Below are 22,908 nucleotides of genomic sequence, written 5' to 3'. Positions count from 1 at the left end.
AGAGAGCGCTGCGCGGCTCAATCCTGTTCTGCTCTCCCGAGGTCGTTCCCATGAACATGATTTCCGCATCTGCGGCGGCTCCTGCTTCCGCGTCACTCCCGCTTGCTTCCGACACCGACACGGCCGCTTCCGTCTTCGCGGCCGCCGATCTTCTTCTTCCCCATCTCGAGCGCGGCCAGCGTGTCGATGCCGTTACGCTGCGCGCCGCAATGGAAACCGCTTTCGGAGCTTCCGATGCGGCCGGCGCCTGGGACTGGAAAACCGGCTATGACGCCTGCGAGGCCGCAACCGTCCTCTTCCTGCGCAAATACGGAAAGGCGCTTTTCCGTAAAGCCGGTTCTCCGGCTGCACGACTTTCCGCCCTGTCGAAAATCGCCAGCCTCCTGCCGACCCACACACGGCGATCCGAAGAGGCACAGACCTTCCAGCAATTCTCGACGCCGGTTCCGCTCGGCCTGGTGGCCGCGACGGCAGCGGCGATCACGCCCGCCGATCGTGTGCTGGAACCTTCGGCCGGCACCGGGCTGCTCGCCATTCTCGCCGAGATCGCCGGAGGCGCGCTTGTGCTCAACGAGCTGGCCGAGCTGCGCGCCGGCCTGCTTTCTTCCCTGTTTCCGGCCGTTTCCGTCACCCGCTTCGATGCTGCCCAGATCGACGATCATCTCGATCCCGGTCTGGTTCCTTCCATCGTGCTGATGAACCCACCATTTTCTGCCATGGCCAATGTTGAGGGTCGCATGGCCGACGCCGCCTATCGCCACGTCGCCTCGGCGCTGGCGCGTCTTGCACCCGGCGGACGACTGGTGACGATCACCGGCGCGAACTTCGCGCCTGACAATGTTGCCTGGACTCCTGCCTTTACCCGGCTGCAGGAGCGGGGTCGCGTCGTCTTCTCCGCCGCGATCGACGGCTCGGTCTATGCCAAGCACGGCACGACGATCCCGACACGGATCACCGTCATCGACAAGCTGCCCGCCGATGATCCGGCTCTCTTTCCGGCCGCTCCCGGTGTCGCGCCGGATGTTGCTACGCTGATGGGCTGGCTCGACACGCATCTGCCTGTGCGCCTGCCTGTCGATCCGTCCGTCGCGGTCCCTGTGGTCACCGCGCCCGCGCCCCGCACCGTGCGCGGCTATCTGAACCGTGCCGCTGCCGCAAGGCCGGCTCCTTCCGCGCCGCTGGCCGAGCCCGAAGCCGTGGCGCTCGAATACGAGACCGTCGACTGGCAGGCGGCCGAGGATGGCCGTATCTCCGACGCCATCTACGAGGAATACGGACTTCAGGTTATCCGTATTCCCGGCTCTACGGCGCATCCGACCAAGCTCGTGCAATCGGTGGCGATGGCGAGTGTTGCGCCGCCGAAGCCAAGCTACCGGCCACACTTACCGACCAACATTCACGGCCTGCTCTCCGACGCACAACTCGAAACCCTGATCTATGCCGGCGAGGCCCATTCCGACTATCTCGCCGGTTCGTGGACGGTGGACGAGACCTTCGATCTCGTCAGCGCGGCACCCGAAGACGCGAAGAATGCCGTGCGTTTCCGGCGTGGCTTCATGATCGGTGATGGCACTGGCGTCGGCAAGGGCCGTGAATCCGCGAGCATCATCCTCGACAACTGGATGCAGGGCCGCCGCAAGGCGGTGTGGATCTCCAAATCCGACAAGTTGATCGAAGACGCGCAAAGGGACTGGAGCGCGCTCGGTATGGAGCGCCTGCTGGTGACGCCGCTATCGCGCTTCCCGCAGGGCAAGCCGATCACGCTGCCGGAAGGCGTCCTATTTACGACCTATGCCACGCTACGCTCCGACGACCGTGGGACAAGGGTTTCGCGCGTCAAACAGATCGTCGAATGGTTGGGAAAGGACTTTGACGGAGCCATTATTTTCGACGAGGCGCACGAGATGCAGAACGCCGGTGGCGGCAAGGGAGAACGCGGCGAGGTTGCCGCATCGCAGCAGGGCCGCGCCGGCCTGCGTCTCCAGCATGCGCTTCCGAACGCCCGCGTCACCTATGTTTCCGCGACCGGCGCCACCACGGTCCACAATCTCGCCTATGCCCAGCGGCTTGGCCTCTGGGGTGGCAAGGACTTTCCCTTCTCCAACCGGGCTGAGTTCGTCACGGCGATCGAGGACGGCGGCGTTGCGGCCATGGAGGTTCTCGCCCGCGACCTTCGCGCGCTCGGCCTCTACACCGCCCGCTCGCTCTCCTTCGATGGCGTGGAATATGAGCTGGTCGAGCATGAGCTGGCGCCCGAGCAGCGTCGCATCTATGATGCCTATGCTGGCGCGTTCCAGATCATTCATAATAATCTGGACGCCGCGATGCAGGCCGCCAATATCACCGGCGACACGGGCACGCTGAACAAGCAGGCGAAATCCGCCGCCCGCAGCGCTTTCGAGTCGGCCAAGCAGAGGTTTTTCGGGCATCTGCTGACGTCGATGAAATCCCCGACACTGATCCGGTCGATCACCCGCGATCTCGAAGAAGGCCATTCGGCCGTCGTCCAGATCGTCTCGACCGGTGAGGCGCTGATGGAGCGCAGGCTGGGAGACCTGCCGACAGAGGAATGGAACGACGTCCGCGTGGACATCACTCCTCGCGAGTATGTCCTTGATTACCTTTCCCATTCCTTCCCGGTGCAGCTCTACGAGCCCTTCACGGATTCGGAAGGCAACATGTCGTCACGGCCGGTCTATCGGGACGGCCAGCCGGTCGAGAGCCGCGAGGCGGTCGCCCGCCGCGATGCCCTGATCGAGAACCTCGCCAGCCTGCCGCCGGTTCCCGGCGCCCTCGACCAACTTGTCCAGCATTTCGGGACTGACATGGTTGCCGAGGTGACGGGCCGCTCTCGCCGCATCGTCCGGAAACGCAGCTCCGGTGATATCGACCGTCTCGTGGTTGAGAGCCGTGCGGCTTCCGCCAACCTCTCCGAGACGCAAGCCTTTATGGACGATGATAAGCGCGTACTCGTCTTCTCCGACGCCGGCGGCACGGGCAGGTCCTATCACGCCGAGCTTTCGGCGAAGAACACGCGGCTGCGCGTCCACTACCTGCTCGAACCCGGCTGGAAGGCGGACAAGGCGATCCAGGGGCTCGGCCGTACTCACCGCACCAACCAGGCACAGCCGCCGCTCTTCCGGCCGATCGCCACCAACGTCAAGGCCGAGAAGCGCTTCCGCTCGACCATTGCTCGCCGTCTCGACACGCTGGGCGCGATCACCCGCGGCCAGCGCCAGACCGGCGGCCAGGGCCTGTTCCGCCCCGAGGACAATCTGGAGAGCGTCTATGCCCGCGATGCGCTGCGCCAGCTCTATCTCCTGCTGGTCCGTGGCAAGGTCGAAGGATGCAGCCTCGACCGTTTCGAAGACGCCACCGGCCTGAAGCTGATGGACTCGACGGGTATAAAGGACGATCTTCCGCCCATCACCACCTTCCTCAATCGTCTGCTGGCGCTGACGATCGAGCTTCAGGGCATCCTCTTCGCCGCCTTCGAGCAGCTTCTCACGGCTAAGATCGAAGGGGCGATCGCCAGCGGCACCTATGATGTCGGGCTGGAGACGCTGACGGCCGAGAGCTTCGTCGTCATCGACCGCAAGACCATCTATGTCCATCCGGGCACCGGCGCCGAAACTCGCCTGGTGACCATCACCGAGCGCAAGCGCAACCGGCCGGTCACGCTGGCCGAAGCCCTCGGCCATCTGGACGATCCGCGCGCCAGACTGCTGATCAACGAACGGTCGGGCCGCGCCGCCGTGCAGATCCCAACCACGAGCGTCATGCTCGACGATGGCGAGATCGAACGGCGTGTCCGCCTGATCCGGCCGATGGAAGGGCATAACATCCCGGTGAAGCTGATGGCCGAGACCTATTGGCTCGAAGCCGACCATGATGCCTTTGCCGCGGCCTGGAACGCCGAGCTGGCCGAGGTGCCGGAGTTCACCGACGGCACCATCCATGTCGTCGCCGGCCTGTTGCTACCGATCTGGAAGCGGCTGCCACAGGAATCCACCCGCGTCTATCGTCTTCAGACCGACGAAGGTGAGCGCATCATCGGTCGCCGTGTCTCGCCGGCCTGGGCCGCAACAGCGACCACGACCGGCACGACGTCGCTAACGCCCGACGAAGCCTTCACGGCGCTGATGGACGGACGCACCATCCTCGATCTCGCCGAGGGTCTCCAGCTTCGCCGTGTCCGTGTCATGGGCGCCAACCGCATCGAGCTTTCCGGCTTCGACGACACCATGCGCGAGCGCCTGACGGCCTACGGCTTGTTCCACGAGATTATCTCGTGGAAGCTCAGGATGTTCGTGCCTGTCGATGCCAACGGGCCGGTCGTTCTCGCCAAGCTCCTCGACCGCTGGCCGGTCGAGCGCATCGGCGAGCGGGAGGCTGCGTGATGGCCCGTCACGGTGCTTCCGATCTGGCAATCCGTCTCGGCAGGCAGGCCGAGGCGGTCTGCCGCGAATATCTGTCCTCCGGCCGTCGCTCCGGCAATTACTGGCTGGTCGGGGACGTCCAGAACAGCCCCGGCCGCTCCCTCTATGTCCGTCTGAAGGACACAGCCAAAGGCCCGGCCGGCAAATGGACCGACGGCGCGACGGGCGAGCATGGCGATCTCCTCGACGTCATCCGCGAGGCGCTCGGCCTCATCGACTTCAAGGACGTAGCCGAGGAAGCGCGCCGGTTCCTCTCGCTGCCCCATCCCGAACCTTCGAGGCCGAGAACGCCGACCGGAATGACTTCAAACATTGTCATCGGTTCGCCTGAAGCGTCCCGGCGGCTCTTCGCCATGTCGCAGCCGATCGGCGGCACCCTTGCGGAAATCTACCTCAGAAGCAGGGCGATCACGTCGCTCGTCGGTGGCTCCGCGCTGCGCTACCATTCGCGGTGCTATTACAGGCCCGATGAGCATTCGCCCACGGAGATCTGGCCGGCGATTGTCGCGTCCGTGACCGATCTCGACGGCAAGCAGACCGGCGCTCACCGCACCTGGCTTTCCCCGGACGGTTCGGGCAAGGCGCCTGTCGAGACACCGAGGCGGGCGATGGGTGACCTTCTCGGGCACGGCGTCCGCTTCGGCGTTGCCGGTGAGGTGCTCGCGGCCGGCGAGGGCATCGAAACCGTGCTGTCGCCCCGTCAGGTCTTGCCCCACATGCCGATGCTGGCGGCGCTTTCGGCGGCACATCTCGCTGCCATCCTGTTCCCGGCGACACTGCGCAGGCTCTATGTCCTCAGAGATCGCGATCCGGCAGGCGATAGCGCGAGAGACAGCCTGATCGACAGAGCAGCGAGCGTCGGCATCCAGGCGATCCCGGTGTCGCCGGTCGGCGAGGACTTCAACGACGATCTGCGCTGGCGCGGCGTCGACGCCCTTCGGGCGGCTCTGAAGGACCAGCTTCATCCCGAAGACGTTAGCCGATTCATGGAGGGATGAGGACATCGGCGGGGGATGAGGTGCGGAAGGGCATCTCCACCTGCCGCCTCCATTCATCATCGGAAGCATCCTTCTCGTGTCGGAGAGAGCGGCGCCCACGGCCTTCTGAGAGGACGATCGGCTCACAAGCTGGCCGGCCAAGCAATGGCCGTGTCCCGGCTATTTTCCGCCGGCGGCGATGCCGCCTTTGCAGCGCGAAACAAAATAGCCGGAACCCGGCCATCAAGGCCCTCGCGGGAGTGCGAGGGCTGCCAGTCCGTCCTGCCCGTGAGCTTCGACGCCTGCGAAGGCCGCGATGGGCGCGGTCTCCAGACAAAGGACGCTCCCGATGACGAACGAAGACGATGATGCAGGTTTCGAGCCGGTCCACGCCTCATCTCCCACCGATCATGTCCTCACGGAACTCCAGCTCTACGGCTGGCGTCCGTTTCAGGACGAACCCGATCCTCGACCGCTGCCGGAGGGCAATACCGTCGCCGCCGCGGTCGCAGACATCTTCGACGCCCTCATCGCCACACTCGGCGACACTCGCCTCGAACCCGATCTCGAAGAGCTGCTCTGGGGAACCGTCAATCTCTTCCATCGCGCCGCCAGCCGGGTCGAACGCGAGCTTGACGACAACGAGCAGGCACAGCGCCGCCTTCAGAGAGAACAGGATGGCAGCGAGGTGAAGTCGGTCGAACTCGAACGCCTGACGGCGGAGGGGCAGACCATGATCGAGCGGCGCAACAGCATGGAACTCTTCCGTGAAGTCGCCACAGAAGCCTTCGAGCACCACACCGGCAGCGCTTGGCGGCCGCGCAACGGCTCGAAAATCAGCCACCGCAACTTGACCGCCGCGATGATCGACAGCCGCGACTTCCTTGCTGCGAAGCGCCAAGCGGAGAAAGAGGTGCTGCTGCCCGCCGGACCGAAGGTTGCCGTCTCCGGCGGCACGAACTTCAACGACCATCACCTGATCTGGGCGAAGCTCGATCAGGTCCATGCAAAGCATGCTGATATGGTGCTCATCCACGGCGGCGCCAAGACAGGCGCCGAAAAGATCGCTTCCGACTGGGCAGGCATCCGCAAGGTGACGCAGATCGCCTTCGAACCGGACTTCAAGAAGTATTCGTCGAAACAGGCGCCCTTCAAGCGCAACGATACCATGCTCGAAGTCATTCCGGTCGGCGTTCTCATCTTCGGCGGTGGCGGCATCCAGGGCAATCTCGAGGACAAGGCCCGCAATCTCGGCATTCCCGTCATGAAGTTCGACGGCGGCGCGTAAAGCGCCGCCGCTCGGCGGCTGTTTCAACCGCCAATACTTGACGAAATCCCATTGATCTGGCTCAAATGGAGCATCCTTGCAGCAACGGTGAACTGGCATAGTCGCAGGCGGAGCGTATCTCCTGGCAGCCTGACGTGATCCTCAACCGTTCATCTGGAGGCTGTCATGACCCTGATCCTGCTCGTCATCTCCCTGACGATCGCCATGTGCGTGATCGCCTATAACTTCGCCATCTATGCCTTGCCCTTCATGGTCGGGCTTTCCGCCTTCCAATATGTTCATGGAATGGAGGCCGGTTTCCTGATGTCGGGGCTTGCTGCCATTGGCGCGGCGCTGCTTTCCGTGGCGCTGGTCATCGCCGTTGTGGGCTTTGCGAAGAACCCGGCCTTGCGGCTGATCGCGCTTGCTGTCTTCGCGATCCCCGCGACCATCGCCGGCTACGCGCTCGTCCACGGGGTCACGAAGAACTTCATCGATTCCACGGTTGCGCTGAACCTGCTCGGCGGAGCCGGTGGCCTGTTCATTGGCGTTGCGGCGCTGCTCAATCTCAACGCCCTCGGTACGGCGATCCTCTCGCGCTGAAGCGGGCGCGACCTGCTGCTTCCATGGAAAAAACCTGCGGCTTGCGCCGCCGTTTCTTTGTCACCCGCCCAGATGAGAGATGGCAGATCAGCGCGGTGTTCGTCATCCTCATTCGCGGCCTGCTTCGCCCGGCAGGGGAAGGCAGTCACCGAACGACAATCCCGCGCGATGTTACGGTCAGCACCTTCCGCATCGGTCCGGTATCCGTATAGCGGGGGCAACCGCGAACACCTTCATGTTTCCGTCTCTCAATACTACTGGATCGTTCCTTCAGCCGGCGAGCCGGGAACGGCGCCATGTGCCTGAAACCCGATAGCCGTTAAGGCTACGTCCGGACTGCCGGCCTTCCGGCTGGCGGCATGAGGTCACGGGTGAAGAGGCTCTTGCAGGCGCACCGATCTGATAAGGGTTTCAGCACGGAGCCTGGCACCACGCTGTTACCGGCAAGGACGATTGTTTGCGCCGCATATCTCCGTTTGTGCTCTCAAAGGCACCAATCCCTCCGACTGACTGATCCCCTAAGACCGTTCGGTTTCTGACCGCAACCCGCGCGGCTCCGGACCGAGTTGGCGCAAGCGCCTGCCCGCCCCACTCCGGGCCTTACGGGTCAGGCTGCCGCTTGAAAGCGCCAGTGCAAGCATCTCCCGACGGCCTTGGCCGGGTCTCGTCGGAGGGATGGTCCCTCCGAGGCGCAACGGAGATACGAAAATGACAAACATCGCCATTCTTGCCGGCAACATCGGCCAGGACCCCGAAACCCGCACTACCCAGGGCGGCACCGGCATCACCCACTTCACGCTCGCAACCTCGCGCCCACGCTATTCGGAAGGCCGGGTTGTCCGAGACGAGAACGGCTACCGGGTCCAGGATACCGAATGGCATCGCGTCATCGCCTTCAACGGCGTTGGCAAGACGGTCCAGGAGCATTGCAGTAAGGGCATGAAGGTACTGGTGGAGGGCCGCATCCATTACACGAAATGGACCGACCAGCAGGGCAATGACCGCTACGGCACCGAGATCATCGCCGAGTCGGTCACGTTCCTGACGCGAGCGAAGCAGACCGAGAACGGTGAAGGACAGCGCGATTTCGACGATGACATCCCGTTCTGAGCGGGGTGCCAAAGGCCCGGCGGCGCAAGCCGCCGGGTTTTCCCATGTTCGCGGCAGAACACCACCGCTTCCGCGCCAAATAATGCCGCCTCTGCTCGGGGAAGCTGAGCGCAGACGCCGCGAAGAGAGGGGTGCCTATGCTCCCTCCGCTTGTCGGTGATCGTGACCTCGGACTGTATGGATAGGCCCTCCAGCCGGATCTACCGGCCGGATCTCCTCATGAGAAGGGGGAAAGCCGCCCCTCTCATGACTCTCCCCGAAAGGGGCAGGGCGAGCCCCGCCCCCTTGAACCCCCACCCATGAAGGGGGTGGTCCACCCCCTCCAAACCTCCCCAGCCCATACGGACGCGGCGCCTGGTCGGCGCCGCGGGGCTTCTCTATCTGACTTCCGATTGTCGCATTCGCCCCTGCGGCGTAAAGGACTTCGTGGTCCCCTCAAAATGCTAACGCATTTCGGCTCCCCCACTCGCCGGCTCCGCCGGTCGCGTTGCGATCCTTGACCCCTTGGGTCGCCAATGCAGACACCTTTGCGTCAGATAACGCAAAGGAGGCTTCCATGTCTGAATTAAATTTTCTCAAGATGTATGCCGATGCTGCCGCGCTTCGGATCGACGTTCTGGTCAATCGTCTCGATTGCAACACGGCTCTCGAACGGGCGCTGCATGACTACCTCGAAAATTTCCTCGCACAATTCATCACCTACACCCGCGAGGCTTTGGCAGCGGAACGCCGCTTCATCCTCAATACCGATCCGGCCAAGGTCGCGGAACTGGACGAGGATTTCGGCAATCATCGCGAAAACTATGAATATTACTGGCGCGAGCCGAAAGGCTCGGACCTTTGGGATCATGTTCCCTGCGAGATGAAGGAGTTTCGCCTTCTGCTTGGTAGGATCGAAAGAAAGCTCGGCATTCCTATCGATGCCATCGGCTTGGAACTACCGCAGCAGGAATACCCTACATCGGCTCCGTCGTCCGTTGAACACGATCCTGACGACATTGACGAGGAATGCTACGAAGACCTGCATGGTTACGATGAAGGCGAGGAATTTTCCGCAATCTATGTCTTCGTCAACGGTGACGACTGCGACAGCAAGCCGTGAGACGCAGACCAGAGGCGGCATTCGCCGCCTCTGGTCTTTGCCTCTGCGGGAGCGCTGACAGCCGGATCGACCGGCCGCCAGCACTGACGAAAGGGGGGCTGCGCCGACCCCTCTCGTCGCTCACCCCATGAGGGAAAGGCAAGCCCCTCCCTCAAACTCCCTCCCATGGGAAGGAGAGACGGTTCCCTCCTTCTCCTTCCCAAACCCATCCTCTTCTCCCGGCCAGGTCTGACTCGAACGCTGACTACGCTATGGATCGTGCCGTATTCCTGCTTCGCGGCCTGATCCACGGATGGCAAAGGAACTCGCCATCTTATCCTGCCCAGATCCGACAGTGCTGGCGGCGGCCGTCGAAATGACGAACGACACCGGAACGGGGCCAACAAACCAAGGCACAGCGAAAGGCATCGGCAAATCATTTTCCGACTACGGCGGCAAAGACCACCCCGCTCTTTGAGACGCAACCTTGGTTTCAATCCCGGCCTTCCGCGATCAACCCATGAAGGGTCGGACTATGCGAAGCATGCCGCCGCGCGAGGCTTCGCCTCGGCGGTGATCGCGGCCGGGACCAAAACACATCGGGCGCCTGTCGAGCGGGGAATGGTCCCCGCCTCCAAACAGGAGCCGGAAAATGTCCCTTGCAGATGCCCACGCCTTCGCCTTCAGCCTCGCCGCCACCCTGATGGTCACTATCGTCGTCTTCCGCGCCGGCGACGGTACGCTCAGCGTGATGCCCGCCGCCGAATACGACGGAGAAGACGATACCGTCATCAACGAGATAGACCCGTTCGCTTGAGCCGGGCGGCGTTGGCCACCGCCTGCGGGCGGTGGCCCCGCATGGGCCACCAGGCCGGCGTTTACCGAAACCGAATCAGTTCGTGGCCGTTCGCCGGATTCGCTGAGTCAAATAGGGTTTTTCTGGATTTTCACGGCAAGAGCGACTAAAATAGCCGTAGTTTTGGAATGTGCGTAGGTCCATGTGGGAGGTGATCATGCATGATCACCGCCCGACAATCTCGGGCCGCGCGCGCGTTGCTTGGTTGGACGCAGGAGACGCTCGCCGACAAGGCCCGTGTATCATTGACCGCCCTCAAACGCCTCGAATCCGAAAGCGGCTTCGAGGTATACGAGACCACACGCGATCAGGTTCGTCGGTCTTTCGAAGACAACGGCATCGTCTTCCTCAATTCCGATCGTGGTGTGGGAGTTATGCTTGTTCGCGAAATTCTCTAATCCTGTCCCGACTGTAGGGAGGCGTCGTATTCGCGGCTTCCACCTCTGTTTTGCCATCACAAATCCGTTAACAAGCACCAATACATTGGATAGGGTTCAGTAGTGGGGATCGTGTGATCAAAAACTTGCTCATGGACCATCCGCCGGCTGACGCGGAGCTCACCGCCTACGACCGGGCGCATCTAAAGCTGTATCTGCGTCTTCTCGATGCGGAGGCCGATGGCGCGGATTGGCAGGAGGTTGCCGAGTTGGTCTTGCGCCTTGATCCCAGGAAAGACGCAGAACGCGCCCATCGAATCTACGCCTCGCATCTGGCTCGGGCGAAGTGGATGGCCGAGCAGGGCTATTCCAGCCTGATGCGCGCCGCCCTTCACTGACCTTCGATCCAGGTGGTGCAGAACCCGCATCACGTTACGCCACCTTCGTTGTTCCCAAAACCAAAGCAACTTGAGATCGTAGCCCTTGCATTGCCCACAGTCGTAAAGCGTATGTGGAGGTCAGGGGATGCCTGAACAACATGACTGGCGGTCCGACGCCGACTATGACTTTATTGATCGATTGACGACGTCCGAGCTTGCTTGGGAATTCCTTCGGCGAAACTTGGATTACCGGAAAGCCTACGAGAGCCTCGCTGCGCGCGGGCAACTTGATAGCGATCAGGCTCGTGCCGTCGCCGAACAATGGGGGTTGTGCTTTCGCCGCCGATCCCCGGCACACAGCACTCGATCATCCTATCTTCTGGACCCCGAATGCCGACCCTGGGGCAATTCTACTCCACAGGATGTCCCTCGCTTCAGGCGATTCCGCCGCTGCTGAGGATTTCATCCGCGCGCACTCCTTTGACCGAATCGATGCTCTCCATCTGCGGATCGACGTTGCCGGTGAACGCCTCGAAGTCACCCGTATCGATGCCCCATCCGGCGGCATCCTTGTCGCTGTTCTGATCCTCGATGCCGCCGCGTTGGATCGGCTTCATGCGCTGAGCCGCTTTTGCGCGATGCTGTTTCGCCGTCGTGTCCCCACAGACATGCGGCTGACGTCGCAGCGCCGGCGGCGTATCCGCCAGATGCTGCGCGCATTCGACGCGCGCCTGGACGGGGCGACTTACCGCGAAATCGCGATCGCCATCTATGGTGATGCGCGTATCGCCGCCGAACCATGGAAAACATCTTCTCTGCGCGATGCCGTCATAGGGCTCGTCGAAGGTAGTTTCGCCATGACCAGCGGCGGTTATCTCCAATTGCTGCGTCACCGTCATCGATCCTAACTGTTTTTGGTGAGCCGGGGGTGGGGATTTTCGTCCCCCTTAGTTCCCCATCCCCCCTGAAGGCTTCCCTCCGCCACCGTGGTCGCCGTCCGCCGCTAATCCGCGGCCGCCGCCCGCAACCCCACGGAGGCCCGCCCCATGCGACCCGATCCCGTCATTTTGCCGCCGCGCTTCCTTCGCACCAAGGAGGCCGCTGAATTCCTCAGCCTCTCCGCTCGAACCCTTGAAAAGCATCGGACCTACGGGACTGGTCCTTCGTATCGCAAGCTGGGTGGGCGCGTCGTCTACGCCGTGGACGATCTTGAAGCCTGGGCCGCACTTGGCGCTGTCACCTCGACCTCCGATCCGCGTGGCCAGGTGCTGCCGGCGAAGCGCCATGCGCTGCCCGCCGTTCCGCAGCCTGGCCGCTACGCACGCTGATCGCGGCCGGTTTTTCGAATGGCGGCGCGGCATCGGTCCCTCTCGGAGCGTGGACAACTCGATCTGTTCCGGGCGCTCCCCGGCGACTTCGCGCCACGAGACGCGCAGGATCTCATGGCCTATCCCTTCTTCTCCCTTTCCAAGACCCATCGCGTCGCGCCGATCGATTTCGTCGCCGGCAATGTGACGATCCGGGTCGAGGCCGTCCCCGATCACGGCATGGCGACCATCTGGGACGCCGATATCCTGATCTGGGCGGCAAGCCAGATCGTCGAAGCCCGCGATGCCGGGCTTCGCACTTCCCGGCTGATGGCTGCCACGCCATACGAAATCCTTTCCTATGTCGGGCGTGGCACCAGCGTGCGCGACTATCAGCGCCTGAAGGCAGCACTCGACCGGCTGCAATCGACCACGGTGTCCACCTCGATCCGACAGCCGGCCGAGGGCCGTCGCCATCGTTTCTCGTGGATCAACGAATGGCAGGAGCGCACCGACCGCAACGGCCGTCCCGAGGGCATCGAGATGATCGTCCCGGACTGGTTCTACCAGGCCGTTATCGACGATGCCCTCGTGCTGACCATCGACCGCGCCTATTTCGATCTGACGGGCGGCCTCGACCGCTGGCTCTACCGCCTGGTGCGCAAGCACGGCGGCCGCCAGCGAGACGGCTGGCGTTTCGACTTCCGCCATCTCCATCAGAAATCCGGCAGCCTGTCGCCGTTCAAGCGCTTCGCCTTCGAACTGCGCGACATCATCCGGCGCCAGCCACTGCCGGGCTACAGGCTCTCCCTTGAGACCGAGATCGGCGGGCGCACGCTGCTCGCTTTCGAGCCCACTCCGACCTGTGGAAAACCTGTGGATAGACTCGTGCTATCGGGAACCCGGACTATCGTGCTATCGGGAACCGGAGGCTCGTGCTATCAGGAACCCAAACAGGGGGTAACGCGCGGAAATCAAACACGAAATCGCGCCCTTAACTTAGAGTCTAACCAAGAATCTAACCTTAAAGAGCGCGGGCGCGATGTGGAAAACCTCATCCGCGACGCTGCCAGAAGCCTCAGCATAGCCGCGAAAAAGAGCGTTTCGGCCAGGCCGTCCGCCCCCCGACCGGCCCCCGATCTCCCCGAGACTCCTGCATCCGATCCCGAAATACCTCGGCTTCCTCTCGATCCACCGGGAGGACGCTGATGATCGTCGCGCTCCTCAATCAGAAGGGCGGCGTCGGCAAGACAACGCTGGCGCTGAACCTCGCCGGGGAATGGGCGGCACGCGGCAAGCGCGTCACCCTGATCGACGCCGATCCGCAGGGTTCGGCGCTCGACTGGTCGCAGCAGCGCAGCCGTGAGGGCCTTCCGCGCCTGTTCGGCGTCGTCGGCCTGGCGCGCGATACGCTGCATCGCGAGGCGCCTGAACTTGCCCGCAACGTCGATCATATCGTCATCGACGGGCCACCGAGGGTCGCCGGCCTCATGCGCTCGGCGCTGCTCGCCGCCGACCTCGTGCTGATCCCCGTACAGCCGTCGCCGCTCGACGGCTGGGCCTCGGCCGAGATGCTGGCGCTGCTCTCCGAGGCGCTCATCTACCGGCCGGAACTGGCCGCACGTTTCGTGCTGAACCGCTGCGGCGCCCGCACCGTGCTCGCACGCGAGACAGCCGAGACACTCGCCGATCACGATCCGCCGGTGCTGACCACCACTATCGGCCAGCGCATCGCTTTTGCCGTTGCCGCGCAATCCGGTCGCCTCGCATCCGAACTTGACGACGACACGCCGGCCACGCGCGAGATCGCGGCGCTGGCCGCCGAGATCGAGCATCTCGAAATCGGGAGGGCCGCATCATGACAGTCCTCACCGAAACCGTGCTAACCGGCGATTGCCGCGATCTCATGCCGGCACGCGGCCCGTTCGACTTGATCCTGGCCGATCCCCCTTACGGCGACACATCGCTTGCCTGGGATCGTCGCGTCGCCGACTGGATCACGCTCGCTCGCGTGGCGCTCACACCCACCGGCTCGCTCTGGGTATTCGGCTCGCTGCGCCATTTCATGGCGACCGCCGACCAGTTCGCCGATGCCGGTTTGCAGATCGCCCAGGAGATCGTCTGGGAGAAGCAGAACGGATCGTCGTTCCACGCGGACCGCTTCAAGCGCGTGCATGAACTGGCCGTCCAGTTCTACCCGGCCGAGACCGCCTGGCGCGACATCTACAACGACGTCCAGACCACGCCGGATGCGACGGCGCGCACCGTGCGGCGCAAGATGCGCCCGCCGCACACCGGCCATATCGATGCCGGTCACTATGTCAGCCATGACGGCGGGCCGCGCCTCATGCGCTCGGTCATCTACCTGCGAAACTGCCACGGCCGTGCCATCCATCCGACCGAGAAACCGTCGGCGCTCATGGAAATCCTGATCCGAACAAGCTGCCCGGAGGGCGGGCTTGTCGGCGACTGGTTCGCCGGATCGGGCGCGGCCGGTGAAGCCTGCCGGCTTACCGGCCGACGCTATCTCGGCTGCGAGATCAGACCCGACATGGCGGAGAAGGCGCGCGCCCGGATCGCATCGGTGCTGCCGTTCGACGGGAGGGCCGCGCCATGAGCAAGCGTCCCGCCCGCAAAGGCTTCGCCTCCCGGCCTGCCGATCCCGACCATTGGATCAGGGCTGCCGACGCGCCGCTCCGCAATGGTGACGCCGGCGGTTTCACCGCCCGGCTGACCATCGACGTGACGCCCGAGCTGCGCGGCAGGATCAAGATCGCTGCCTTCCGGCGCGGCGTCACCGTCGCCGACATGCTGCGCGATCTCTTCGCTCGTGAATTCCCGCCAACCCAAGGAGACCCCTCATGACCGGCAATGCGGCTCCCCGCTTGCGCGGCGGCCCGTTGCCGTCCGCAGGCTCTACCGACGATATGACCCATGTCGAGCTGACATGGATCGAGAAGAAGGTCGAATACTGGATCAGGTTCGGCCGGGAATCCGGCGAACTGATCCTCGATCGCCGCCGTCGCGTCATTTCTTTCCGCCCAAACAGCATCTTCGCCTTCGCCCGCTGGGCCGGCAACGATTTCGGCACGATCATATCACGCATCGACATCGTGCGCGCCGTCGAGCCGGGCGAAACCTATCAGACGCTGCCCTTCGTGCGTCCCGGTGGCGAGATTCTGCTCAAGATCGAGGGCTGGCCCAAGGTCGAGGACGTGCTGCGCCACATCGATGCGATCGAGCGTGTCGGCATCGACGCCTGCGACGTCGCCCCCGATCACTGGCGCCACATCGCTCACCGAATGCAGTCCGGCGAGACTCCACGCTCCTACACGATGGAGCGTCATCAGGCGTGGCTCAAGCGGCGGGAGATCGGCCGATGACCCGCTTCGGCTACGTCATGGTGACGTATTTCGCGGCGATGGGCGTCGCCATCGCTGCGTTCATCCCGACATCCACCAAGCTGATCTGGAACGCCACCGAAAGCGCGCCGATCGGCTTCTACACCATCGCGCCAGCCGATCGGCTGGAGGTGCCCGAACTGGTCGCCGTCATGCCGCCCGAACCGCTCGCCGACTTCATGGTGGAGCGCGGCTATGTCGGCCGCGGCGTGCCGCTGCTGAAGCGCGTCCTTGGCTTGCCCGGTCAGCGCGTGTGCCGCAGCCGCGACCTGATCACGGTCGATGGGATCGAGATGGGCGAAGCGCTCGACCGCGATCGCCTCGGCCGCGCGCTGCCCATCTGGCAGGGCTGCCGCGTCGTCGCGGATGACGAGCTTTTCCTGATGAACTGGGAAGTCCGCGACAGTCTCGACGGCCGCTATTTCGGGCCGCTTCCGGCCTCCACCGTGATCGGCCGGGCAATCCCTCTCTACACCGACGAGGACGGCGAAGGCCGCTTCGTCTGGCGCGCGCCGACGCGGTGACGGCGCAAGTTTCGCAACCTTGCCGCACAACACAGGAGACCATGAGCATGGCTCAGATTGGACATTTCACCCGCACGCAATCCGGCTTCAAAGGGCGTTTCAGGGCGCTCGGCATCGACGAGGAAATCACCTTCGTTCCGGCCGAGCCTTCGGAAGCAAAGAATGCCCCTGCTTACCGCGTTCTGCTCGGCGACGAGGAAGGTCTCGATATCGGCGCTGGCTGGTCGCATGTCGGCGACCGCGCCGGCGAATTCGTCTCCGTCGAGATCTACAGCCCGCTGTTCGGCGGCACGCTTCGCGCAAACCTCTTCCGTGCCGGTGACGACGGCTCCGCCTGGGGCCTGCACACCAACCCGCCGTCGAAGAAGCGGAAGGAGGACTGAACGGTGGCAATTCGGCAACGTGCCTGCGTCGGACGTTCTGCTACCGTCCGACGCTCGGCACTCTCCCTTCTTCTTTCCAGCCTGACCTTTGCCGCCTCCGCGGCGTGTCCGGCTGTTGCGCAATCGCTGCCGCCGACCCGCGCCGCGATCGCCGATCCCCATGCCGCGCACATCGCCGAGGCGTCGCAGCGCTTCGCTATCCCGCAGGCATGGATCGTCGCGGTGAAGCACACCGAAAGCCGTGACGACGTGCGTGCGGTATCGCCCGCCGGTGCGCTTGGCCTCATGCAGATCATGCCCGAAACCTGGGCCGAACTGCGCGCTCGTTACCGGCTCGGTCGTGATCCGTTCGATCCTCGCGACAACATCATCGCCGGCACCGCCTATCTGCGCGAGATGCTTGATCGCTACGGCACGGTCCCGGCGATGCTTGCTGCCTATAATGCTGGCCCGGCGCGCTACGACCAGCATCTCGCCACCGGCCGCGCTCTGCCGGCAGAGACGCGCGCCTATGTCGCTTTGCTCGCGCCCGCGCTTGGTGCCGCCGCGCCGTCGGACGGAACGCACATCGTGCTCCAGCCGCCGGCCGATTGGCGCGAAGCATCGCTCTTCGTGGCGCGCGACGATAACCGCCGACCTGTTGCCAATCGTCAGCCGAACGGTCTGCAACCTTCCGTTCCGGCGCAGGACGACAATGCTGCCGGATTGCAGACGGCACCCATTTTCCTCGCCAGGCGAGAGGGAGACGGTGCGCAATGACAGTCAACCGGCTCTTTCGCATCCTGTCGGGCTCTGGCGCATCATGGAGTGTGCCGGGGGTGGAGGCAGGAGCAGCGACCGAAGGATGGCAGGATAAAAGGGCGCACATTGCGCGGCGGTTGGGCGGTTGTTTTTGTTTAGGTTTCTGGCCCCTTTTGCACATTGTCCGGCTTTGCCGCAATGTTCGCAAGCAGTCCAACACCCTGTTTCTGCGCGATCTTTTGCACATTGCGGAGTTGCGCCATGGCCGATGAGCGCGAGTTCCGCGTCCGACCGGGGTGCATCCGGTCCAGCCGGGCGCAGTCGGCGCGGTCCTTCATTTCGCAGGCGCTCGCCGCGGCGAAGAAGGCCGGCGGCGGCGTGTCTCGCTCCGGCCGCGTCGTCTCCGGCAACCGCTCGCGCTTCGGTCACGGCCAGCGCGCCAGCATTCAGGCCAATCGCCTGATCTCGTCCCGCTCGCGCGGCGCCGTCGTCAAGGCGCGTGTCGTGCGCCATTCCGCCCGGACTGCGCCGCTCGGCACCCATCTCAATTATCTGCGTCGCGAGGGCGTGACCCGTGACGGGGAAAAGGCCCGCCTGTTCGGGCCGGGAACCGAGAACGCCGATGCAGGCGCCTTCGCCGAACGCTGCGAGGATGACCGGCATCATTTCCGGTTCATCGTATCGCCGGACGACGCCGTGGAAATGGCCGACCTCAAATCCTTCACCCGCGATCTCGTCGGGCAGATGGAGAAGGATCTCGGTACTCGGCTCGACTGGGTGGCGGTGGATCACTGGAACACCGAGCATCCCCATGTCCACCTGATCGTGCGCGGCGTCCGCGACGACGGCCGGGATCTTGTGATCTCGCGTGACTACATCAAGGAAGGGATCCGTGACCGGGCGCGCGATCTCATCACCCAGGAACTGGGGCCGCGCACCGACCTCGACATCCGCCGCACTTTGGAGCGCCAGATTGAATCGGAGCGCTGGACCCAGCTCGACCGCCAGCTTGTCCGGGATGCACGAGAAACCGGCATCGTCGATCTCGCACCGCGAGCCGATCGGCAGCCCGACGAGTTTCATGCCCTGAAGGTCGGACGGCTGCGCAAGCTGGAAGTCCTTGGGCTGGCCGGACAGGTCGGCCATTCGCAATGGTTCATCAAGCCCGAGGCCGAGGCGGTGCTGCGCGAACTCGGCGAACGCGGCGACATCATCAAACGGATGCACAAGGCGCTGACGGACCGCGGCATCGAGCGCGGCTCCGCCAACTATGTGTTGGCAGGCGAAAGCCTCGATGAGCCGATCATCGGTCGCCTGGTCGATCGCGGTCTCGACGACGAGCTGAGAGGCTCGGCCTATGCCGTCGTCGACAGCGTGGATGGACGCACCCATCACATCAAGCTGCCCGACCTCGATGCTGCCGGCGACAGCGTTCCCGGCTCGATCGTCGAGCTGCGCAAATTCGATGATGCGCGCGGTGAGCGCCGCGTCGCACTCGCCGTTCGCTCCGATCTCGACATCGAGCGACAGATCTCGGCGTCGGGCGCGACCTGGCTCGACCGACAGGCAGTCGCGAAGGAGCCGCTCTCCTTATCCGATGGTGGCTTCGGCGCCGAGGTGCAGCAGGCCATGGAGCGGCGTGCTGACCATCTTGTCGAAGAGGGGTTGGCCGAGCGGCAGGGACTCAGCGTGGTGTTCGCCCGCAGGCTGGTCGACACCTTGCGCCGCCGCGAGCTCGATGCGCTTGGCGAGAAACTCGCCACCGAGACGGGCCAGCCATTCAACCGCGCTGGCAGTGGCGAATATGTCGCTGGCACCTATCGTCAACGCTTCGCGCTTGCCTCCGGCCGCTACGCGATGATCGACGACGGTCTCGGCTTCCAGCTCGTACCGTGGTCTCCATCGCTGGAAAAGCAGCTCGGCCGGCACGTCTCCGGCATCGCCCGTAACGACGGCGGCATCGACTGGAGCTTTGGCCGCAAGAGAGGGCTCGGCCTTTAACCTTCAACATCGGAGAAAGGACCAACGCCATGTCCGCGACGAAAATCCTCTGGGGCCAGATCCTCACCGTCCTTCTGATCGTGCTAATGACGACCTGGGGAGCGACACAGTGGACGGCCTGGCAACTCGGCTTCCAGCCCCAGCTCGGCCATCCCTGGTTCGTGATTGCCGGTTGGCCGGTCTATTACCCACCGGCCTTTTTCTGGTGGTGGTATTTCTACGACGCCTATGCGCCGCCGATCTTCGTGGAAGGCGGTATGATCGCCGCGTCCGGTGGTTTCATCGCCATAGCGGTTGCCATCGGCATGTCGGTCTGGCGGGCACGCGAAGCCAAGAATGTCGCGACCTACGGATCGGCGCGCTGGGCCGAGCCTGAGGAAGTGAAGGCCGCCGGTCTGCTCGACCAGGACGGCGTTGTTCTCGGCAGGCTCGATCGGGCCTATCTGCGGCATGACGGTCCGGAGCATGTCCTGTGTTTCGCGCCGACCAGATCGGGCAAGGGCGTCGGCCTGGTCGTGCCTTCGCTGCTCACTTGGCCCGGTTCGGCCATCGTCCACGACATCAAGGGCGAAAACTGGACACTCACCGCCGGCTTCCGATCCCAGCACGGTCGCGTGCTGCTATTCGATCCGACCAATGCAAAGTCCGCCGCCTACAATCCGCTGCTCGAGGTGCGGCGGGGTGAATGGGAGGTCCGCGACGTCCAGAACATCGCCGACATCCTGGTCGATCCCGAAGGCTCGCTCGACAAGCGGAACCATTGGGAGAAGACGTCGCATGCGCTTCTCGTCGGCGCCATCCTGCACGTTCTTTATGCTGAGAAAGACAAGACGCTGGCCGGCGTCGCGGCATTCCTGTCCGATCCGAAGCGGCCGATCGAGTCGACTCTCGCCGCGATGATGAAGACGGCGCATCTGGGTGAAGCCGGTCCGCATCCGGTCATTGCCAGTGCTGCACGCGAACTGCTGAACAAGAGCGACAACGAGAGATCCGGCGTGTTGTCGACCGCCATGTCGTTTCTGGGCTTGTACCGCGATCCTGTCGTTGCAGAGGTGACGCGCCGTTGCGACTGGCGCATTACCGACATCGTCGGCCGCAAGAAGCCGACGACGCTCTACCTCGTCGTACCGCCGTCAGACATCAATCGGACGAAGCCGCTCATTCGCCTGATCCTCAACCAGATTGGCCGGCGCCTGACCGAGGATCTGCAGGCGAAGGCGGGACGACAAAGATTGCTGCTCATGCTGGATGAGTTTCCGGCTCTGGGAAGGTTGGATTTCTTCGAGTCGGCTTTGGCCTTCATGGCAGGCTATGGTCTCAAATCATTCCTGATCGCGCAGTCGCTAAACCAGATCGAGAAGGCATACGGGCCAAACAATTCGATCCTCGACAATTGCCATGTGAGAGTCTCCTTCGCGACGAATGACGAGAGAACCGCGAAGAGGGTGAGCGATGCACTCGGCACCGCCACAGAGATGAAGGCGATGAAGAACTATGCCGGGCACCGGTTGTCGCCCTGGCTCGGGCATTTGATGGTCTCGCGCTCGGAAACCGCGCGGCCGCTGCTCACCCCTGGCGAGATCATGCAGCTTCCTCCGGCCGACGAGATCGTCATGGTCGCTGGAACGCCGCCGATCCGGGCGAAGAAGGCGCGGTATTTCGAGGATGCGCGGTTTCAGGAGCGGATATTACCTCCGCCGAAACTGGTCCGTGCCGGCGAACCGCATCCGGATGACTGGAGCCGCCTGCCGATCCCGACCCGCCCTCCGTTCGATGACGTCGTGGCGGGCGCCACCGAAGAGGATGAGGACCCGACCGAATCCGAACGCCGGCGTCAGCCGGAGCTGAGCCGGGTGAAACCCGTCGAGAAAAAGGAGCCGATCGAGAACGAGTTCGAGATCGATCCCCCCGATGAGATGGAGGAGGAAGCCACCCGGAACCGTCGTATGACCCGGCTCATGCAGGGTGTGGCGCGGCAGGTGTCGCTTGATCCGAATGACGGGATGGAGCTGTGAACGCATGACCGGCAGGAAAAAGAAGACGCAGATCTCCGTTTATCTCGAACCCGACGTCATGACGATGCTCTCGGACTATTCGGCGCGCCGGGAGCAGCCGATGTCCTTGATCGTGGAGGCGGCCGTCGCCTCCTTCCTGTCGCCGGACGACGCCGAACGGCGCGAGGGGTTGATCACCAAGCGTCTCGACCAGATCGATCGCCGCATGACGCGGCTGGAACGTGATGTCGGCATTTCGGTCGAGACGCTTGCCGTGTTCGTTCGCTTCTGGCTCACCACCACGCCAGCACTGCCCGAACCGGCCGTACAGGCGGCGCGAGCCAAGGCCGGCGAGCGCTATGAGGCATTCGTCTCGGCACTCGGCCGCCGGCTCGCTCAGGGGCCAAAACTGCGGCAGGAAATTTCCGAGGATGTCGCCGACTCATCTGACAGTCAGGGCTCCCCGCGCATGGGCGCACATGGCGAGTAGTGACGGCTTTCGCGAGATCAAGCAGATCGCGGCACCGCCGTTTCCCTGTATTTGCACGCTACGCTACTACGACGCCAATTCCTTGTTGAATCAGCATAATTTCTGGCTCCTTTAATCATCCCCATCCGGGGACCGTCTGATTTTCCTCGGCGAGAAACGGGGATCGGATGGCAGTCTCGCATCGAAATTCAGAAGGCTTTGCGCGTGGCGCCCGGATGCTGCGCACCGCGCTAGGTGCATCCATCGCCCGCTTTCTGGAAGATCCCGGTGTCGTCGAGGTAATGCTCAATCCGGATGGGCGATTGTGGATCGACCGGCTCTCCGAAGGCATGTCCGACACCGGCGAGCGCATCTTGCCCGCGGATGGCGAACGCATCATCCGCCTGGTTGCTCACCACGTCGGCGCAGAAGTTCATGCCGGCGCTCCACGTGTTTCGGCCGAACTGCCCGACAGCGGCGAACGCTTCGAAGGTCTCCTGCCTCCGATCGTCACCGGTCCGGCCTTCGCCATCCGCAAGCCGGCGATCTCGGTGTTCACACTCGACGACTATGTTGCGGCAGGAACGATGACCGCCAATCAGGCGGCATTGCTGCGCGAGGCCGTCGCATCGCACGCCAATGTCCTCGTCGCCGGCGGCACGGGCACCGGCAAGACGACACTCACCAATGCTCTGCTGGCCGAAGTGGCGAAGGGGCAGGATCGGCTTCTCATCATCGAGGATACCCGCGAGCTTCAAAGCCAGTCCGAGAACAAGGTGCCGATGCGCACCAAGGATTTCATCGCCAATCTGACCGATCTGGCACGCTCCGCCATGCGCTTCCGGCCTGACCGCATCATCGTCGGCGAGGTGCGCGGTCCCGAAGCTCTCGACCTGCTCAAATTGATGATGTGGACGGCCCTCCGAACCCGTCGCGCGAGATGCTAAGATCATTCTGCGCAACTCAGAGAAGGAACCGTGTCATGACTTTCGAGAAGA

25 protein-coding genes and 1 pseudogene are annotated in these 22,908 nt (G+C 63.7%); all 26 read left to right on the top strand.

Features of this window, described 5'->3' with window-relative positions; genetic code table 11:
* The first annotated feature begins 50 nt into the window (after positions 1-50).
* Positions 51-4,400 (top strand): bifunctional class I SAM-dependent methyltransferase/DEAD/DEAH box helicase, encoded by a 4,350-nt coding sequence (locus tag CRO48_RS29140; protein WP_097143172.1) that lies wholly within the window; start codon positions 51-53, stop codon positions 4,398-4,400.
* Positions 4,400-5,437 (top strand): DUF7146 domain-containing protein, encoded by a 1,038-nt coding sequence (locus tag CRO48_RS29135; protein WP_097143171.1) that lies wholly within the window; start codon positions 4,400-4,402, stop codon positions 5,435-5,437. The genes CRO48_RS29140 and CRO48_RS29135 overlap by 1 nt, the downstream gene beginning before the upstream one ends.
* 328 nt (positions 5,438-5,765) lie before the next feature.
* Positions 5,766-6,704 (top strand): DUF2493 domain-containing protein, encoded by a 939-nt coding sequence (locus tag CRO48_RS29130; RefSeq protein ID WP_097143185.1) that lies wholly within the window; start codon positions 5,766-5,768, stop codon positions 6,702-6,704.
* A 165-nt stretch (positions 6,705-6,869) separates the two neighbouring features.
* Complete coding sequence (locus tag CRO48_RS29125) at positions 6,870-7,286, top strand: hypothetical protein (protein WP_097143170.1); 417 nt, start codon at positions 6,870-6,872, stop codon at positions 7,284-7,286.
* 708 nt (positions 7,287-7,994) lie between these two features.
* Positions 7,995-8,396 carry a single-stranded DNA-binding protein gene (locus CRO48_RS29115; protein WP_097143168.1) on the top strand — a complete coding sequence of 134 codons (402 nt, stop codon included), beginning with the start codon at positions 7,995-7,997 and terminating at the stop codon, positions 8,394-8,396.
* Positions 8,397-8,952: 556 nt separating this feature from the next.
* A complete protein-coding gene (locus CRO48_RS29110) occupies positions 8,953-9,498 on the top strand; it encodes a hypothetical protein (protein WP_141402144.1) in 546 nt (181 codons plus the stop codon).
* A gap of 292 nt (positions 9,499-9,790) precedes the next feature.
* Complete coding sequence (locus CRO48_RS32560; protein ID WP_164056812.1) at positions 9,791-9,955, top strand: hypothetical protein; 165 nt, start codon at positions 9,791-9,793, stop codon at positions 9,953-9,955.
* 174 nt (positions 9,956-10,129) lie between these two features.
* Positions 10,130-10,294: a hypothetical protein gene (locus CRO48_RS32555; protein WP_165910062.1), complete on the top strand. Its 165-nt coding sequence runs from the start codon at positions 10,130-10,132 to the stop codon at positions 10,292-10,294.
* Positions 10,295-10,494: 200 nt separating this feature from the next.
* The gene (locus CRO48_RS29105) at positions 10,495-10,731 is read left to right on the top strand and encodes a helix-turn-helix domain-containing protein (RefSeq protein ID WP_097143166.1); all 237 of its coding nucleotides are present in this window, start codon (positions 10,495-10,497) and stop codon (positions 10,729-10,731) included.
* Between the two features lie 113 nt (positions 10,732-10,844).
* Positions 10,845-11,108, top strand: coding sequence for a DNA -binding domain-containing protein (locus CRO48_RS29100; protein WP_425359574.1), 264 nt, complete (start codon positions 10,845-10,847; stop codon positions 11,106-11,108).
* Between the two features lie 127 nt (positions 11,109-11,235).
* The gene (locus CRO48_RS33605; RefSeq protein ID WP_376884951.1) at positions 11,236-11,547 is read left to right on the top strand and encodes a transcriptional regulator domain-containing protein; all 312 of its coding nucleotides are present in this window, start codon (positions 11,236-11,238) and stop codon (positions 11,545-11,547) included.
* A complete protein-coding gene (locus CRO48_RS33425; RefSeq protein WP_097143164.1) occupies positions 11,513-11,998 on the top strand; it encodes a DUF2285 domain-containing protein in 486 nt (161 codons plus the stop codon). The genes CRO48_RS33605 and CRO48_RS33425 overlap by 35 nt, the downstream gene beginning before the upstream one ends.
* Before the next feature lie 138 nt (positions 11,999-12,136).
* Positions 12,137-12,418, top strand: coding sequence for a helix-turn-helix transcriptional regulator (locus CRO48_RS29090; protein ID WP_097143163.1), 282 nt, complete (start codon positions 12,137-12,139; stop codon positions 12,416-12,418).
* An 18-nt stretch (positions 12,419-12,436) separates the two neighbouring features.
* Positions 12,437-13,606, top strand: a complete 1,170-nt coding sequence (locus tag CRO48_RS29085) for a replication initiator protein A (RefSeq protein ID WP_097143162.1) — start codon at positions 12,437-12,439, stop codon at positions 13,604-13,606.
* A complete protein-coding gene (parA, locus tag CRO48_RS29080; protein WP_097143161.1) occupies positions 13,606-14,259 on the top strand; it encodes a ParA family partition ATPase in 654 nt (217 codons plus the stop codon). Before CRO48_RS29085 ends, parA begins: the two co-directional genes overlap by 1 nt.
* Complete coding sequence (locus CRO48_RS29075) at positions 14,256-15,014, top strand: DNA-methyltransferase (RefSeq protein WP_097143160.1); 759 nt, start codon at positions 14,256-14,258, stop codon at positions 15,012-15,014. The genes parA and CRO48_RS29075 overlap by 4 nt, the downstream gene beginning before the upstream one ends.
* On the top strand, positions 15,011-15,262 hold the full coding sequence (locus tag CRO48_RS29070; protein WP_097143159.1) for a hypothetical protein: 252 nt from the start codon (positions 15,011-15,013) through the stop codon (positions 15,260-15,262). Before CRO48_RS29075 ends, CRO48_RS29070 begins: the two co-directional genes overlap by 4 nt.
* Positions 15,259-15,780, top strand: coding sequence for a DUF2840 domain-containing protein (locus CRO48_RS29065; protein ID WP_097143158.1), 522 nt, complete (start codon positions 15,259-15,261; stop codon positions 15,778-15,780). Before CRO48_RS29070 ends, CRO48_RS29065 begins: the two co-directional genes overlap by 4 nt.
* Positions 15,777-16,322, top strand: coding sequence for a S26 family signal peptidase (locus CRO48_RS29060; protein WP_097143157.1), 546 nt, complete (start codon positions 15,777-15,779; stop codon positions 16,320-16,322). Before CRO48_RS29065 ends, CRO48_RS29060 begins: the two co-directional genes overlap by 4 nt.
* Before the next feature lie 47 nt (positions 16,323-16,369).
* The gene (locus tag CRO48_RS29055; protein ID WP_097143156.1) at positions 16,370-16,705 is read left to right on the top strand and encodes a DUF736 domain-containing protein; all 336 of its coding nucleotides are present in this window, start codon (positions 16,370-16,372) and stop codon (positions 16,703-16,705) included.
* Between the two features lie 3 nt (positions 16,706-16,708).
* On the top strand, positions 16,709-17,464 hold the full coding sequence (locus tag CRO48_RS29050) for a lytic transglycosylase domain-containing protein (RefSeq protein ID WP_097143155.1): 756 nt from the start codon (positions 16,709-16,711) through the stop codon (positions 17,462-17,464).
* On the top strand, positions 17,461-17,718 hold the full coding sequence (locus tag CRO48_RS31930; RefSeq protein WP_141402143.1) for a hypothetical protein: 258 nt from the start codon (positions 17,461-17,463) through the stop codon (positions 17,716-17,718). The genes CRO48_RS29050 and CRO48_RS31930 overlap by 4 nt, the downstream gene beginning before the upstream one ends.
* Positions 17,708-19,447, top strand: a complete 1,740-nt coding sequence (locus tag CRO48_RS29045) for a relaxase/mobilization nuclease domain-containing protein (protein ID WP_097143154.1) — start codon at positions 17,708-17,710, stop codon at positions 19,445-19,447. Before CRO48_RS31930 ends, CRO48_RS29045 begins: the two co-directional genes overlap by 11 nt.
* 29 nt (positions 19,448-19,476) lie before the next feature.
* Positions 19,477-21,462, top strand: a complete 1,986-nt coding sequence (locus tag CRO48_RS29040; RefSeq protein WP_097143153.1) for a conjugal transfer protein TraG — start codon at positions 19,477-19,479, stop codon at positions 21,460-21,462.
* 4 nt (positions 21,463-21,466) lie between these two features.
* Positions 21,467-21,931, top strand: coding sequence for a CopG family transcriptional regulator (locus CRO48_RS29035; RefSeq protein WP_097143152.1), 465 nt, complete (start codon positions 21,467-21,469; stop codon positions 21,929-21,931).
* Between the two features lie 167 nt (positions 21,932-22,098).
* Positions 22,099-22,812: pseudogene (trbB, locus tag CRO48_RS29030) on the top strand (P-type conjugative transfer ATPase TrbB); the annotation flags it as partial.
* Positions 22,813-22,908: the final 96 nt, after the last annotated feature.

It is taken from the genome of Rhizobium subbaraonis (assembly GCF_900220975.1).
Classification (GTDB): Bacteria; Pseudomonadota; Alphaproteobacteria; order Rhizobiales; family Rhizobiaceae; genus Mycoplana; species Mycoplana subbaraonis.
This window is presented reverse-complemented; position numbering and strand designations above follow the sequence as displayed.